The following is a 14,947-nucleotide window of genomic DNA, read 5'->3' on the forward strand; positions in this document are numbered from 1 at the left end:
GGAGGCGGCCCATCGAATGAGACTGGCGGATCAGCCGAGCGAGCGGGGTGTCGTGTCGCCCGCGTTCTGGCGGCCGAGGCCGCCGCGCAGGCTCGCTTTCGTGCCTGCACCAAACTCGGGCAGGATGCGCGCGCGCGCCCGGCTCGCGAACACGAGGAAGCCGAAGCCGTTCGCTTCGTACCAGTATCCGCCGTTCTCGAGGCCGTCGAGCGGCTGCTCGAGCGCGTTGGCGATCGATTCGATGCAGCGCTTGCGCAGCTCGGCAATGGCCGGATAGGGCGGCTGCGCGCCGCGCACGCTGCACAGGAGCACGTCGAGGCCGGGCAGCACGTGCGCATAGAGGACGGGTTCGTCCTGCGCGCGGGCGCGGGCAATCTTGGTGTCGAGCTGGGCAAACGGTTTCGAGTGGCGCAAGACCGCGAGGAACGACTCCTGGCCATCCTGCGGCGCACGCCGACGTTTTTTCGGGAAGGACATAAACACTCGCCTCAAAAACAATTGCAAGAAATGCGGCACTTTCATGCGACCCACTCCCGGCTATGTACGCCGCATGTCGATCCTTTATAGCACACGAAAATGCTGCATTCGTGCAGTACGACGATCAATGTCTCCCGTCGACCTGCTCGCCATGATCGACACAGCCAGCGTCTTGGCGCCCGTACTGTCGTTTAGTCTCCATCATAGACCTGCTTTTCCCGCGCGTGCATTCGCTCGTCACAAAAAAGTGAGATGGGCCGCATGCGGCGGTGCATCGCGGACGCAATAAAAAGGCCCGCACGGGGCGGGCCTGACTGGCGGAGCGTGTGGCGATCAGCGCTGCTTGAGCGAATCGCGGATCTCGCGCAGCAGCACGATGTCTTCCGGCGTCGCGGCCGGCGCGGCTTCTTCGGGCTTGCGCAGCTTGTTGATGAATTTCACCATCAGGAAAATGATGAACGCAAGGATCACGAAATTGATCGCCACCGTGATGAACGAGCCGTAGCCGAATGCGGCGACGCCCGCGGCCTGCAGGTCCTTGAACGAATCGGGATTACCCTTGAACGACGGCGGGATGGCGCCGAGCAGAACGAACTTGTTCGAGAAATCCAGACCGCCGGTCAGCACGCCGATGACCGGCATGATGAGGTCCTTCACGATCGAGTCGACGATCTTCGAGAACGCACCGCCGATGATCACGCCGACGGCGAGATCCATCACGTTGCCCTTGACGGCGAACTCCTTGAATTCCTTGATGATGCTCATGAGCGGCTTTCTCCTGGTTGGGGCGAGGGGAGGCGTGCCGCGACGCGCGGGATGGTCTTGCGTCGAATCAGGGTCGGTGGCACGCCGATGGCCGCATGATAGCGAACGTGCCCCATTGCCGGTAGCCCATCTTGAAATGATTGACAAATCCGCGCGTGGGCGCGGCCGGTCATGCAGCAGGGCCTGGCGTGCGTGGCCGGGCGTCGACATGCAGGTCGACACCCGGTGCGCCAGTAGTCACTCAGGAATTGTCGTCGGTCCAGCCGTCGTCGTTGCTGCCGAGGTCCATGCCGCCGCCACCGCCGCTGCTGCCGTCGCTCCAGTTCGAATCGTCGCCGCGGCCGAGGTCGAAGCCCGGGTCGGCGTCCTGCCGGCGGTGTTCGCCGTCGACGATCACGTCGCGTTCGACCACGCGCTCGCGGCCGCCCGACATCGCTTCGCCGAGCAGCACGCCGGTCAAGAGCCCGCCCATTCCGCCGCCGAAACCGCCGCCTTGCTGGATCACGACGGGCGGCTGCTGTTGCGGATACGGTTGTTGCGGCGGGTAGGGCTGCTGCTGATACGGCTGGCCCTGGGCGCCCGTCATGCGGTCGGCTTCCTGCGCGTACACGGAGCCGCTGCCGTTCGCCGGCGCCGCGGGCTGCGCGGCCGGGTCGGGGCGACCTTCGACGCGCGCCTTCACGCTCGCGTGGCGCTGTTCGAGTTCATCGACGCGATACGGCGGCACCGGATTCTTGCCGTTCGACAGCGTCTCGACGAGCGTGCGCGCGTCGTTCTCGATCGCTTCGAGTTCGCCGGTCAGCGCCGCGGCGCCGGGCGCCGTCGACAGTTTCGCATCGAGCTTCAGCGGCCGGATGTCGTTCAGCACGTCGGTCGCGCGCTTGAGCTGCGTGCGACGTTCGTCGTCGGCGCGGCCGTTGTCGGCCGTGCGCGCGCGCCGCAGCGTCCAGCGCAGCACCAGCGCGATCACGGCGACGATCAGCCCGAGGCCGATCCACATGCCGGTCGACGGGCCGTGTTTTTCGGCCGGCGCGACCGCGGGAGCGAGCCCCGGCTGCAGCGTGCCGGCCTGCGTGGCCGACGGCGTGTTGCCGCTCACGCGCGCGGCGTCGGCGCGAATGCGCGATTCCGTCTGCGCGAAGCGCGACGCGTCGGTGAACTTCAGTTGCGGATCGAGCGATTTCGCGCGCTGCAGTTGCGCGAGCGCGTCGGACGCGCGGCCTTCGCGGTCCAGCACCTGCGCATACAGGTAGCGCGCGTGCGCGTTGTTCGGATGGGCGTCGATGACTTGCGACAGCTGCGTGTCGGCTTGCTGCCAGTTGCGCTGCGCGATCGATTGCTCGACCTGCTGCAGCGACGGGACCGCAAACGCGGCGGACGACAGCAACATCAGCGACAGGCCGAGTGCGGCGAGAGATTTCTTCATGGTCGAACCGGGCGCATGCGCCCGTCTCCTGACGATCGGTTCGCGCCGCACGCCCGGACCGGGGGCGCGGCACGGTTGCCCGCGGCGGCGGTTACTGCGCGGGCGTATCGAGCTGCTTCTTCAGCGCGGCGAGGCGATCTTCCACCGACGGGCCCTTGTTCAGCGCGGCGAGCTTGTCGTCGAGCGCCTTGCCGCTCGACGTGTCGGCCGAATTGAGGCGCGCGTCCGAGCGCGCGTTCTGCAGCGCGACCTTGTCCTCGAGCTTCTGGAAATCCTCGGACAGGTTCTTGCCGCCGATGCCGCCCAGCGCGCTGGCGGCCACATCCTTCGCCTGCGCGATTTCCTGCTTGGCCTGCAGGATGTTCGAGCGCGAATTGAGGTCGTTGCGGCGCTGACGCATGTCGGCGATCTGCCCCTTCAGCTTGTCGACCGACGGCTCGAGCGTCGTCAGCTCGGCCGCGAGCGCATCGCGCTCGGCTTCCGCGTTCGACTGGGCCGCGAGCGCCTCGCGGGCGAGCGCTTCGTCGCCGCCCTGCAGTGCGCGCTTCGCGCCGTCCTCGTACTTCTTCACCTTGTCGTCGGCCGCATCGCGCTTGCTGCGCTGGGTCGCGACTTGTGCCTCGATCTCGATCAGCGAATTCTCGGCACGGCCGATGCTGTCGTCGAGCTCCCGCACGATCTGCCGCGCGTCGCGCGACGGATCCTGTACCGAATCGGCCGCATCGTTCAGCAGGCCTTTGATCGTGCGCGAAATAGAGTCGAAAAGCGACATGAAATCCTCCGTGGTTGAAAGGCGCCGCGTGACCGCGGCAATGCCCGTCGCGAGCCGGTTCCGGCCCGCGTGAGCCGGCGGATATTACACCACCGGTTCACTTAAATACGGCTTAAACGCGCGAGTTCAAGCGGCTCGCGCATCAGGACGCCGAACCTTTCGCGACTGAAAGAAAATCGCCCGTGTGCACCGTATCGCGTGTCCATCATAGGCCGAGGATGACGACAATACGTGCCGCGAATCACGGCATTGGGGGAATTTTTACAAAAAATCGCGAAGGCACCCGGTCGATTTCATTAAAATGCGCTGTCACGTCGCGGGAACGGATCGCCGCGCGGCGGGGTCTGTCGACGTGACAGCCGCATCTCGATGCACCCACTCTGATTCATCCGCTTGCATTTCCGCATGCGTCCGAGGGCGCCACGTACGCCCGCCATTCCGACATGCCAATTATCAAACGACCGCCTTCTTCTTCCGACAGGAACGAACCCCACTACACGCTGCGCCGTTCGCCGTCCGGAGCCTATTACCCCGATGACGACGATCGCGACGACGGCCGCCGCGCGCAGCAGCGCAGCGGCGGTGGCGGAGGGCGCCGCCGCACGTTCGGCTCGCGCGTCGCGCTGTGGTTCGTCGGCCTGTTCGCGACACTGGCGGTCGTCGGCGCGCTGATCGTCGGCTACGCGCTGGTCGTAATGGCGCCGCAACTGCCGTCGCTCGATGCGCTGACCCATTACCAGCCGAAGGTGCCGCTGCGCGTGTTCACCGCCGATCACGTGCTGATCGGCGAGTTCGGCGAGGAGCGCCGCAGCCTCGTGCGCTTCCAGGACATTCCCGACGTGATGAAGAAGGCCGTGCTCGCGATCGAGGATTACCGCTTCTACGAGCACGGCGGCGTCGATTTCCTCGGCATCCTGCGCGCGGGCGTGGCCGACCTGATGCACGGCGGCGCGCGCCAGGGCGCGAGCACGATCACGATGCAGGTCGCGCGCAACTTCTTCCTGTCGAGCGAGAAGACCTACACGCGCAAGATCTACGAGATGCTGCTCGCGTACAAGATCGAGAAGGCCCTGACGAAGGACCAGATCCTCGAGCTGTACATGAACCAGATCTATCTCGGCCAGCGCTCGTACGGCTTCGCGGCCGCGGCGCGCGTGTACTTCGGCAAGGACCTGAAGGACATCACGCTCGCGGAAGCGGCGATGCTCGCGGGGCTGCCGAAGGCGCCGTCCGCGTACAACCCGGTCGTCAATCCGAAGCGCGCGAAGGTGCGTCAGGAATACATCCTGAAGCGCATGCTCGACATCGGCTACATCACGCAGCCGCAGTACGACGAGGCGATCAAGGAAGAGATTCACGTGCGCACGCCGGGCAACCAGTACGCGGTGCACGGCGAATACGTCGCCGAGATGGTGCGGCAGATGATGTACGAGCAGTACAAGGACGAAACCTACACGCGCGGGCTGACCGTCACGACGACGATCAACTCGGCCGACCAGGAAGCCGCGTATCAGGCGGTGCGTCGCGGCATTCTCGACTACGAGCGCCGTCACGGCTATCGCGGCCCCGAAGCGTCGATCAACCTGCCCGCGGCCGGCGACGAGCGAGACGAGGCGATCGACGACGCGCTCGCCGATCACCCGGACAACGGCGACCTGCAATCGGCGGTCGTGCTGTCGGCGTCGCCGAACGCGGTCGAGGTGCAGTTCGTCGGTGGCGCGACCACGACGATCGGCCCGGCCGGGCTGCGCTTCGTGTCGGCCGCGCTGGGAGCCCGCGCGAACAACGCGCTGCGCATCAAGCCGGGCTCGGTCGTGCGCGTGCTGAAGGACGGCAAGACGGGCTGGCAGGTCGTGCAGCTGCCGCAGGTCGAAGGCGCGCTCGTCGCGATCGCGCCGCAGGACGGCGCGATCCGCTCGCTCGTCGGCGGCTTCGACTTCAACAAGAGCAAGTTCAACCACGTGACGCAGGCGTGGCGGCAGCCGGGCTCGTCGTTCAAGCCGTTCATCTACTCGGCGTCGCTCGACAAGGGGATGGGGCCGGCGACGATGATCAACGACGCGCCGCTGTACTTCCCGCCGAGCGTGCCGGGCGGCACCGCGTGGGAGCCGAAGGACGACGACCAGCCGGACGGCCCGATGACGATGCGCACCGGCCTGCAGCGGTCGAAGAACCTGGTGTCGATCCGGATCCTCGCGTCGATCGGCACGCAGTATGCGCAGCAGTACGTGACGCAGCGCTTCGGCTTCGATCCGGCGAAGACGCCGCCGTACCTGCCGATGGCGCTCGGCGCGGGTCTCGTGACGCCGCTGCAGCTCGCGACCGGCTACGCGGTGTTCGCGAACGGTGGCTACAAGGTCGATCCGTACCTGATCGCCGAAGTCGACGACGCGCGCGGCCAGCCGCTGCAGAAGTCGCAGCCGGTGGTCGCGGGCGGCACGGCGCCGCGCACGATCGAAGGCCGCAACGCGTACGTGATGAACAGCCTGCTGCATTCGGTCGCGACGGCCGGCACGGGCGCGGGCACCAATGCGCTGGGCCGCAACGACCTGCAGGGCAAGACGGGTACGACGAACGACGCGAAGGACGGCTGGTTCGCCGGCTATCAGCAATCGCTCGTCGCGGTCGCGTGGATGGGTTTCGACCAGCCGAAGAGCCTGGGCAGCCGCGAATTCGGCGCGCAGCTCGCGTTGCCGATCTGGGTGAACTACATGCGCACCGCGCTGAACGGCGTGCCCGAGCAGCAGATGCCGATGCCGGACGGCCTGACGACGATCGACGGCGAGCTGTACTACGCGGACCGCACGCCGGGCAACGGCTTCGTCGCGAACGTCGACATCAACCCGGCCGAGAACGCGATCAGCGCGAACGACGCGCTCGGTTCCGCGGGCGCGGCCGGGCTCGCGCCGCCGCCCGTCACGCCGCAGGAGAAGCAGCAGATCATGGACATGTTCGAGAACAAGTAAGCGGTACGCTGTGCTTCACCCATGCGACGGGCGCCTACGGGCGCCCGTTTTTTTTTGTGCGCGGCCGATAGCGGAAGACAGGGAATCAGAACGAAGCGCAGGCCGGCACGACGGTCATCCCGACCGATTGCTGGTGGAATCGCTGCACGTACGCTTGCCGGATCGCGGCGAGCCGCGTGCGCGTGTCGGGCGTATCGTCGGCGATGATACGGATCACGAAGCTGTCTTCGCGCGTGACGCCACCGGTCGAGCGGTCGCGCCACTGGCCGTGCGTGTCCCAGTAGGTGAGGCCGTCGGGGAAGCGCGGCGTGACCGTGTCGGCGAGGAACGCCGCGCGTTCGGCATCGGTAACGGGCCCGCGCCCGGCGATGTCGCGCCCGAACAGCAGGTCCGCCTGCAGCATGCGGCTTTCGCCCGGTTGTATGCAGGCCGCAGGTTGTGCGGTGGAGGTGGAGATGGACGAGGGCGCCGTCGCGCAACCGGCGAGCAGCGCGAGCGCCGCCGCGCATGCGGCCCACCGCCGCATCTGCCCATTTCCTGACGATCGACCTTCGCGCGCGCAAAACGCTGCGCGCTCAACCACTTGCGTGCGGGGCCGGCGGGTTATCAACAGGGCTGTCAACATAATCTGGGGATAACCCTAGGTTGGCCTGCGCACGCGCGATGCGCAATCAGTGCTGCAGTTGCGCGTGCGCGAGATGCATGCCGAGCGTGGCGGGGTCGGTATTCGTGCCCGACAGCAGCACGCCGACGCGCTTGCCCTGCAGCGTTTCGCGCAGCGGGCCGAGCAGCGCTGCGAGCGCGGCCGCGCAGGCCGGCTCGACCGACAGTTTCAGATGCGAGAACAGGAACAGCATCGCGGCGCGCAGCGCGTCGTCGGAGACGGTGACGATGCGCTCGAGGTGGCGCCGGCACAGCTGGTAGCTGTATTCCTCGGTATGCGGCGCCATCAGCGAATCGGCGATCGTCTGCATCGCGCTCATCGTGATCGTGTGATTGGCCGCGAAGCTGCGGCTCATCGCGTCGGCGCCTTCCGGCTCGACGCCGTACACGTGCACGCGCGGATTCGCGAGCCGCAGCGCGGTCGCCATGCCGGCCGCGAGCCCGCCGCCGCCGATCGGCACGATCACCGCGTCGAGGTCCGGCGTCTGCGTCGCCCATTCGTAGCCGAGCGTCGCGGTGCCGAGGATCGTGTGATAGCCGTTGAACGGATGAATGAAGAAGCGGCCTTCCTCGGCCTCGATGCGCCGCACGAGATCGAACGCCTGCGACGCGCTGCCCGCCAGCACGACTTCCGCGCGGTACTGCTTGCACTGCGCGATGCGCGCCGGGCTCGCGGTATGGAACATCACGACCTTCGCGCTGCTGCCGAGCCGCATCGCCGCATACGCGACGGCCGCCGCATGGTTGCCGGCCGACACGCAGGTGACGCCGGCGTTCTTGCGCGCTTCGTCGAGCGCAAGCAGGTGCGTGAACGCGCCGCGCGCCTTGAAGCTGCCGCTCGCCTGCAGCAGCTCGAACTTGAGGTTGACGTGCGTGCCTTCGAGGGAAGGCAGGTCGGCGCGCTCGAACACGGGCGTGCGCGCGACCCACGGCGACAACGCGAAATGCTGCGCGGCGATTTCGTCGAGCGTCGGAATCGGCTCGCCGTCGATCGTCGTATGGGCCGTGCCCTGTTGTTCAGTCGACATGACGTGGCGGGTGGCGGAGTGGGCCGGCCCGCACACGCGAGCCGGCGTGGCGGGAGGCAGTCAGTGCGCGTCGACCGACATGCTGCGGATGAACTTGCGCAGGAACTGCTCGCAGCCGGCGAGCTGCGCGAGCTCGACGTATTCGTTCGGCTTGTGCGCCTGCTCGATGTTGCCGGGCCCGCACACGACGCTCGGGATGCCCGCGCGTTCGAACAGCCCGGCTTCGGTGCCGTACGCGACCTTGCGCTTGTCCTGGTCGGCCGTCAGCGCGCGCACGAGCTGCGTGATCGCCGCCTGTTCGGTCGCGTCGAGGCCGGGCGCCGCGGCGATCTTCGAGAACTCGATCGCGGCGTTCGGATGCTCGCGCAGCATCTGCGGCAGCAGCGTTTCCTGCGCATACGCTTCGATGCGCGTGAAGATCTGTTCGGGATCGAGCGTCGGCAGGTTGCGGAATTCGAAGTCGAACCGGCACTCGGCCGGCACCGTGTTGATCGCGTTGCCGCCCTGGATCGTGCTCGTCTGCGCGGTGGTGAACGGCACGTCGTACAGCTCGTCGAACGGCCCTTCGGCGCGGAAGCGGTCGGCGATGTCGCGGATGTGGCAGATGAGGCGCGCCGCATACTCGATCGCGTTGAGCCCCTTCGGCGTCAGCGACGAATGCGCGGCGTGGCCGCGCACGCAACAGCGGTACGCGTTGATGCCCTTGTGCGCGATGATCGGCCGCATGCTGGTCGGCTCGCCGACGATGCAGCCCGACGGCTGCACGCCGCGCTTCACGAGATCGGCGATCATCAGCGGCGCGCCCGCGCAGCCGATTTCCTCGTCGTAGGACAGCGCGAAATGGATCGGCTTCGCGAGCTTCGTCGCCTGCATCTCGGGCAGCAGCGCGAGCGCCGCGCCGATGAAGCCCTTCATGTCGCAGGTGCCGCGGCCGTACAGGCGGCCGTCGCGGATTTCCGGCGCGAACGGATTGCTGTCCCATTGCTGGCCGTCGACCGGCACGACGTCGGTGTGGCCCGACAGCACGATGCCGCCGTTCGTCGAACCGTCGTGCGCGGGCACGGTGGCAAACAGGTTCGCCCAGCCTTCGCGCGGATCGTGCGTGATCGTCGACGCGATGCCCTTCGCGGCGAGCGCGTCGCGCACCGTTTCGATCAGGCCGAGGTTCGGCACGCGGCTCGTCGTGTCCATCGACACGAGTTGCTTGACCCAGGGCAGGCTGACGAGCGATGCATCGCCTTCGGTTGCGGCGGACGGCGCCGTCGCGTCGAGAGTGGACATGGCAAAACTCCGTCTGATGAATGGGAAATCATACTCAAAAACGCGCCGGCCCGCCTTCGTCGGGCGCGATGCGGTGCAGCAACGTCGCGCCCGTCAGGATGGCGTCAGCGGGCCGCGACGGCCGCCCCCTGTTTCGGGCCGAGCGCGCGCAGCGTTTCCTTGATCGTCGACACGCGGATCGCGAGATCGGGCGAGCGCGTCTCGATGCGCAGCTTGTCCTGGCCCGCGAGCTTGATGTGGCGATGCTTCTGCACCATCTCGATGATCCGCATCGGGTCGATCGGCGGATTCGGCTCGAACTGCAGCCCGATCGCGACCTCGCTCGCGTCGATCTTCACGATGCCGAGCGGCTTCGCGGCGATCCGCAGCCGGTGCGTCTCGACGAGCGCGTGCGCCTGCGGCGGCAGCTTGCCGAAGCGGTCGATCAGTTCCTCCTGGATGCCGTCGATCGCGTCGCCGTGCTCGCAGTTCGCGAGCCGCTTGTACAGCGACAGCCGCTCCTGCACGTCCGCGCAGTAGTCGGCCGGCAGGATCGCGGGCGCATGCAGGTTGATTTCGGTCGTCGCGGCGAGCGGTGCGGTGAGGTCGGGCTCCTTGCCGTTCTTCAGCGCCTTCACCGCGTCGTTCAGCATGTCCGTATAGAGCTGGAAGCCGATCTCGTGGATTTCGCCCGACTGCTTGTCGCCGAGCACCTCGCCGGTGCCGCGGATCTCGAGGTCGTGCATCGCGAGATAGAAGCCGGAGCCCAGTTCCTCCATCTGCTGGATCGCTTCCAGCCGGCGCTGCGCCTGCTTGGTCAGCGACTGCGGATCGTGCACCAGCAGGTACGCATACGCCTGGTGGTGCGAGCGGCCGACACGGCCGCGCAACTGGTGAAGCTGCGCGAGGCCGAACTTGTCCGCGCGGTGCATGATGATCGTGTTCGCGCTCGGCACGTCGATGCCGGTCTCGATGATGGTCGTGCACAGCAGCACGTTCGCGCGCTGCGCGACGAAATCGCGCATCACGCGTTCGAGCTCGCGCTCGTGCATCTGGCCGTGCGCGATCACGATGCGCGCCTCGGGCACGAGCGCCTCGAGCATCGCCTTGCGGTTCTCGATCGTCTCGACCTCGTTGTGCAGGAAGTACACCTGGCCGCCGCGCTTCAGCTCGCGCAGCATCGCCTCGCGGATCACGCTTTCCTCCTCGCGGCGCACGAAGGTCTTGATCGCGAGCCGCTTCTGCGGCGCGGTCGCGATCACCGAGAAATCGCGCAGCCCCTCGAGCGCCATCCCGAGCGTACGCGGGATCGGCGTCGCGGTGAGCGTCAGCACGTCGACTTCCGCGCGCAGCGCCTTCAGCGCTTCCTTCTGGCGCACGCCGAAGCGGTGTTCCTCGTCGATGATCACGAGGCCGAGGCGCTTGAACTGCACGTCCGACGACAGCAGCTTGTGCGTGCCGATCACGATGTCGACGCTGCCTTCGTTGATCTGCGCGATCGCCGCATTCACTTCCTTCGCGGTCTTGAAGCGCGACAGCTCGACGATGCGCACCGGCCAGTCCGCGAAGCGGTCGGCGAAGGTCTGCGTGTGCTGCTCGGCGAGCAGCGTGGTCGGCGACAGCAGCGCGACCTGCTTGCCGCCCAGCACCGCGATGAACGCCGCGCGCAGCGCGACTTCCGTTTTGCCGAAGCCGACGTCGCCGCACACGAGGCGGTCCATCGGCTTGCCGCTCGTCATGTCGCCGATCACGGCCGCGATCGCCGCGGCCTGGTCGGGCGTTTCCTCGAAGCCGAAGCTTTCCGCGAATTTCACGTAGTCGCGCGGGTCGAGCGAGAACGCGTGGCCTTCGCGGGCCGCGCGGCGCGCGTACAGGTTCAGCAGTTCGGCGGCCGTATCGCGGATCTGCTGCGCGGCCTTGCGCTTCGCGCGCTCCCACTGGCCGGAGCCGAGCGCGTGCAGCGGCGCGCTGTCGGGATCGGCGCCGCTGTAGCGCGAGATCACGTGCAGTTGCGCGACGGGCACGTAGAGCTTGCTGTCGCCCGAGTATTCGAGGTGCAGGAATTCGGTCTCGCCTTCGCCGAGATCCATCGACACGAGGCCCATGTAGCGGCCGATGCCGTGCTGCGCGTGGACGACCGGGTCGCCGATCTTCAGCTCCGACAGGTCGCGCACCATCGCGTCGACGTTGCTCGCCTGCTCCTGCCGGCGGCGGCCCGCGCGGCGGCCGAGCGCGCCGTACAGCTCGGTCTCGGTGACGATCGCGTAGCCTTCGCCCGGCACGGCGAAGCCGTTCGAGAGCGGCGCGACGCCGAGCGCGAAGCGTTCGTCGCTCGCGAGCCAGCCCGCGAAGTGGTCGTTCGACGCGGGGCGCAGGTGATGTTCGGCGAGCAGTTGCAGGATCGTTTCCCGGCGGCCGGCCGATTCGACCGTCAGCAGCACGCGCTTGCCCGACGATTCGACGAACGTGCGCAGCGACGCGAGCGGATCGTCCGCATGGCGGTCGACGGTGAGCTCGGGCAGGCCGGTCGCCCAGCCGCCGGCCGGCTGAGCGGGCAGCACGACGCGCGCGAACGGCTTCGCGAACGCGAAGAAATCCTCGTCGGACAGGAACAGCCGCTGCGGCTCGAGGATCGGCCGCTCGCGATCGTGCGAGAGGAACGCGTGACGCTGCTTCGTATCGGCCGTGAAGCGCCGGATCGACGCTTCGAGATCGCCGGCGAACACGAGGTGCGCGTCCTGCGGCAGGTAGTGGAACAGCGTGGCCGTCTCGTCGAAGAACAGCGGCAGGTAGTATTCGATGCCGGCCGACGGCACGCCGTTGCCGATGTCCTTGTAGATCGGCGCGCGGCTCGGGTCGCCTTCGAAGGTCTCGCGCCAGCGGCTGCGGAAGGCCGTGCGCGCGGCCTCGTCGAACGGGAATTCGCGGCCGGGCAGCAGGCGCACGTCGCGCACCGGGTACAGGCTGCGCTGCGTGTCGGGATCGAACGCGCGGATCGAGTCGACCTGGTCGTCGAACAGGTCGATCCGGTACGGCAGCGGCGAGCCCATCGGGTACAGGTCGATCAGCGAGCCGCGCACGCAGTATTCGCCGGGCCGCACGACCTGGCTCACGTGTTCGTAGCCGGCCAGCGTGAGCTGCGCCTTCAGCTTCGCCTCGTCGAGCCGCTCGCCCTGCGCGAACGCGAACGTGTACGCGGCCATGAACGACGCGGGCGGCATCCGGTACAGCGCGGTGGTCGCGGGCACGAGCAGGATGTCGCAGCGGCCCTCGCCGAGGTCGTGCAGCGTGGCGAGGCGCTCGGACACGAGATCCTGGTGCGGCGAGAACGTGTCGTACGGCAGCGTTTCCCAGTCGGGCAGCAGCCGCACGCGCGCCTCGGGTGAGAAGTAGCGGATTTCCTGCGACAGCCGCTGCGCGTCGACCGCGTTCGCGCAGATCACCGCGAGGAGCGGCACGTCCTGGCGGTTGTCGGCGAGATAACGGGCGATGGCGAGCGCGTCGGCGGAGCCGTGCGCGCCGTCGAAGGCGAAACGCTGGCCGGGCTTGACGCGGGCAACGGGTGAAGCGGACGGGGTGGAAGCGTTATCTGGCATAGGGACGACAGGGGTGGCGTGCACGGGCGCGGCGCGGTGCGCCGGTCGAGACGAAAGACCTATTATAAAATCCGCTTCTCGATTTCATCTTTCCGGCGTTTCCCCTTCGTGACTCCCCGACTTTTCGCCCTGATTCCTTGTGCCGGCACGGGCAGCCGTTCCGGTTCGGCCGTGCCGAAGCAATACCGCACGCTGGCCGGCCGCGCGCTGCTGCACTACACGCTCGCCGCGTTCGACGCGTGCAGCGAGTTCGCGCAGACGCTCGTCGTGCTCGCGCCCGACGATTCCCATTTCGACGCGCGCCGCTTCGCGGGCCTGCGCTTCGCGGTGCGCCGCTGCGGCGGCGGCTCGCGGCAGGCGTCGGTGCTCAACGGGCTGCTGGAGCTGGCCGAATTCGGCGCGACCGACCACGACTGGGTGCTCGTGCACGACGCCGCGCGCCCGGGCATCACGCCGGCGCTGATCCGCACGCTGGTCGCGACGCTGAAGGACGACCCGGTGGGCGGGATCGTCGCGCTGCCGGTGGCCGATACGCTCAAGCGCGTGCCGGCCGGCGGCGACGCGATCGCGCGCACCGAGTCGCGCGACGCGCTGTGGCAGGCGCAGACGCCGCAGATGTTCCGCATCGGCATGCTGCGCGACGCGATCCTGCAGGCGCAGCGCGAAGGGCACGACCTGACCGACGAGGCGAGCGCGATCGAATGGGCCGGCCATACGCCGCGCGTCGTGCAGGGCAGCCTGCGCAACTTCAAGGTCACGTACCCGGAAGATTTCGCGCTCGCGGAGGCGATCCTCGCGCGCCCCGCGAACGCTTCCTGACTTTCACCTCATCTCAAACCGGATTACGCATGGATTTCAGAATCGGACAAGGCTACGACGTGCACCAGCTCGTCGAAGGGCGCCCCCTCATCATCGGCGGTGTGACGATTCCGTACGCGCGCGGCCTGCTCGGCCACTCGGACGCGGACGTGCTGCTGCACGCGATCACCGACGCGCTATTCGGCGCGGCGGCGCTCGGCGACATCGGCCGCCATTTCTCCGACACCGACGCGGCGTTCAAGGGCGCGGACAGCCGCGTGCTGCTGCGCGCGTGCGCCGAGCGCGTGAAGGCGGCCGGCTTCACGATCCAGAACGTCGACAGTACCGTGATCGCGCAGGCGCCGAAGCTCGCACCGCATATCGACGGGATGCGCGCGAACATCGCGGCGGATCTCGGGCTGCCGCTCGATCGCGTGAACGTGAAGGCGAAGACCAACGAGAAGCTCGGCTATCTCGGCCGTGGCGACGGGATCGAGGCGCAAGCCGCCGCGCTGCTGGTGAAGCAGGGCGGCTGACGGCCTTTACGGCGGCGCGCGCGGTTCGCGCTGCACGCCACGCCGCCGAAATGAAAAATGCCACGCGGATGCGTGGCATTTTCGTTTGAAGCGGGCGCTGTGTATGGCGCGCGCCGCGCAACCGCTTATTCGCCTTCGGCGGCGATCACCTGCGCGGCGGCGTTGATCACCGACGCGATGCGGCCGACGTCGCGCAGTTGCGTCGTCGTCATCCCTTGCTCGTTCTTCAGCAGCGCATAGTGCGACTTCACGCAGAAGTGGCACTTGCCGACGATCGACGCGGCGAGCGCGTACATCTCGAACTTGCGCTTGTCGACGCCGCCGTGCGTCGCGTACGCACCCATCCGCAATTCGGCGCGCTGCGTCTTCAGGTCGGCGTCGTCGGCCATCTCGACATACGGATACCAGGTGTTGTTCATCCCCATCAGCGCGGCCGCCGTCAGCACGGCGTTGGTCTCTTCGGGCGACAGCACGCCGGCTTCGCGAATCGTCTTCACGAGTACCGTGCTCTTCGCCGCGATGGCCGCCGCGAGCGCCACGCCGACCGCGTCGGTGCCTTCGAGCGACGAGCGCGAGATCGTGCCGTCGAGGTTCAGGCGAATGTCCTTCGCGTAGTCGGGGATACGTGCCTTAATCGAGTCGATGAATTCCATTGATATC

General features: G+C 67.7%; 12 protein-coding genes. 3 read left to right on the forward strand and 9 right to left on the reverse strand.

The window, feature by feature from the left end; translation table 11 throughout:
- Positions 1-30: 30 nt before the first annotated feature.
- The 4 genes from HWX14_RS01330 to HWX14_RS01345 form a co-directional block, all read right to left on the reverse strand.
- Entirely contained in the window at positions 31-477 is a 447-nt protein-coding gene (locus tag HWX14_RS01330) for a hypothetical protein (RefSeq protein WP_006488003.1), read from the reverse strand.
- A 333-nt stretch (positions 478-810) separates the two neighbouring features.
- Entirely contained in the window at positions 811-1,242 is a 432-nt protein-coding gene (mscL, locus tag HWX14_RS01335) for a large conductance mechanosensitive channel protein MscL (RefSeq protein ID WP_175881246.1), read from the reverse strand.
- A 241-nt stretch (positions 1,243-1,483) separates the two neighbouring features.
- Entirely contained in the window at positions 1,484-2,668 is a 1,185-nt protein-coding gene (locus HWX14_RS01340; protein ID WP_175881247.1) for a tetratricopeptide repeat protein, read from the reverse strand.
- Positions 2,669-2,759: 91 nt separating this feature from the next.
- Entirely contained in the window at positions 2,760-3,440 is a 681-nt protein-coding gene (locus HWX14_RS01345; protein ID WP_175881248.1) for a PspA/IM30 family protein, read from the reverse strand.
- 443 nt (positions 3,441-3,883) lie between these two features.
- Here HWX14_RS01345 and HWX14_RS01350 point away from each other — a divergent pair, with 443 nt between their 5' ends.
- Positions 3,884-6,406, forward strand: coding sequence for a penicillin-binding protein 1A (locus HWX14_RS01350; RefSeq protein ID WP_175881249.1), 2,523 nt, complete (start codon positions 3,884-3,886; stop codon positions 6,404-6,406).
- Positions 6,407-6,491: 85 nt separating this feature from the next.
- On the opposite strand, the gene HWX14_RS01355 is transcribed toward HWX14_RS01350, so the two are convergent.
- From HWX14_RS01355 to mfd, 4 genes are all read right to left on the reverse strand, one after another.
- Positions 6,492-6,932 (reverse strand): DUF3574 domain-containing protein, encoded by a 441-nt coding sequence (locus HWX14_RS01355; RefSeq protein ID WP_175881250.1) that lies wholly within the window; start codon positions 6,930-6,932, stop codon positions 6,492-6,494.
- Between the two features lie 145 nt (positions 6,933-7,077).
- Positions 7,078-8,097 carry a threonine/serine dehydratase gene (locus HWX14_RS01360; RefSeq protein ID WP_175881251.1) on the reverse strand — a complete coding sequence of 340 codons (1,020 nt, stop codon included), beginning with the start codon at positions 8,095-8,097 and terminating at the stop codon, positions 7,078-7,080.
- Between the two features lie 60 nt (positions 8,098-8,157).
- Positions 8,158-9,378 carry an acetylornithine deacetylase gene (argE, locus tag HWX14_RS01365; RefSeq protein WP_175881252.1) on the reverse strand — a complete coding sequence of 407 codons (1,221 nt, stop codon included), beginning with the start codon at positions 9,376-9,378 and terminating at the stop codon, positions 8,158-8,160.
- Positions 9,379-9,482: 104 nt separating this feature from the next.
- A complete protein-coding gene (gene mfd / locus HWX14_RS01370; protein WP_175881253.1) occupies positions 9,483-12,953 on the reverse strand; it encodes a transcription-repair coupling factor in 3,471 nt (1,156 codons plus the stop codon).
- 108 nt (positions 12,954-13,061) lie between these two features.
- Here mfd and ispD point away from each other — a divergent pair, with 108 nt between their 5' ends.
- Positions 13,062-13,772 carry a 2-C-methyl-D-erythritol 4-phosphate cytidylyltransferase gene (gene ispD / locus HWX14_RS01375; RefSeq protein ID WP_050013299.1) on the forward strand — a complete coding sequence of 237 codons (711 nt, stop codon included), beginning with the start codon at positions 13,062-13,064 and terminating at the stop codon, positions 13,770-13,772.
- Positions 13,773-13,801: 29 nt separating this feature from the next.
- Positions 13,802-14,287: a 2-C-methyl-D-erythritol 2,4-cyclodiphosphate synthase gene (gene ispF / locus HWX14_RS01380; protein WP_175881254.1), complete on the forward strand. Its 486-nt coding sequence runs from the start codon at positions 13,802-13,804 to the stop codon at positions 14,285-14,287.
- A 125-nt stretch (positions 14,288-14,412) separates the two neighbouring features.
- On the opposite strand, the gene HWX14_RS01385 is transcribed toward ispF, so the two are convergent.
- Entirely contained in the window at positions 14,413-14,940 is a 528-nt protein-coding gene (locus HWX14_RS01385) for a carboxymuconolactone decarboxylase family protein (protein ID WP_050013297.1), read from the reverse strand.
- Positions 14,941-14,947: the final 7 nt, after the last annotated feature.

Origin of the sequence: Burkholderia sp. BCC0044 (assembly GCF_902832955.1) — a bacterium.
GTDB lineage: Bacteria > Pseudomonadota > Gammaproteobacteria > Burkholderiales > Burkholderiaceae > Burkholderia.

Coding starts and splice junctions, on each gene's coding strand:
- mfd (WP_175881253.1), bottom strand. CDS start 12,953: ATGCCAGATAACGCTTCCACCCCGTCCGCTTCACCCGTTGCCCGCGTC.
- HWX14_RS01345 (WP_175881248.1), bottom strand. CDS start 3,440: ATGTCGCTTTTCGACTCTATTTCGCGCACGATCAAAGGCCTGCTGAAC.
- argE (WP_175881252.1), bottom strand. CDS start 9,378: ATGTCCACTCTCGACGCGACGGCGCCGTCCGCCGCAACCGAAGGCGAT.
- HWX14_RS01340 (WP_175881247.1), bottom strand. CDS start 2,668: ATGAAGAAATCTCTCGCCGCACTCGGCCTGTCGCTGATGTTGCTGTCG.
- HWX14_RS01350 (WP_175881249.1), top strand. CDS start 3,884: ATGCCAATTATCAAACGACCGCCTTCTTCTTCCGACAGGAACGAACCC.
- ispF (WP_175881254.1), top strand. CDS start 13,802: ATGGATTTCAGAATCGGACAAGGCTACGACGTGCACCAGCTCGTCGAA.
- mscL (WP_175881246.1), bottom strand. CDS start 1,242: ATGAGCATCATCAAGGAATTCAAGGAGTTCGCCGTCAAGGGCAACGTG.
- HWX14_RS01330 (WP_006488003.1), bottom strand. CDS start 477: ATGTCCTTCCCGAAAAAACGTCGGCGTGCGCCGCAGGATGGCCAGGAG.
- HWX14_RS01385 (WP_050013297.1), bottom strand. CDS start 14,940: ATGGAATTCATCGACTCGATTAAGGCACGTATCCCCGACTACGCGAAG.
- HWX14_RS01355 (WP_175881250.1), bottom strand. CDS start 6,932: ATGCGGCGGTGGGCCGCATGCGCGGCGGCGCTCGCGCTGCTCGCCGGT.
- HWX14_RS01360 (WP_175881251.1), bottom strand. CDS start 8,097: ATGTCGACTGAACAACAGGGCACGGCCCATACGACGATCGACGGCGAG.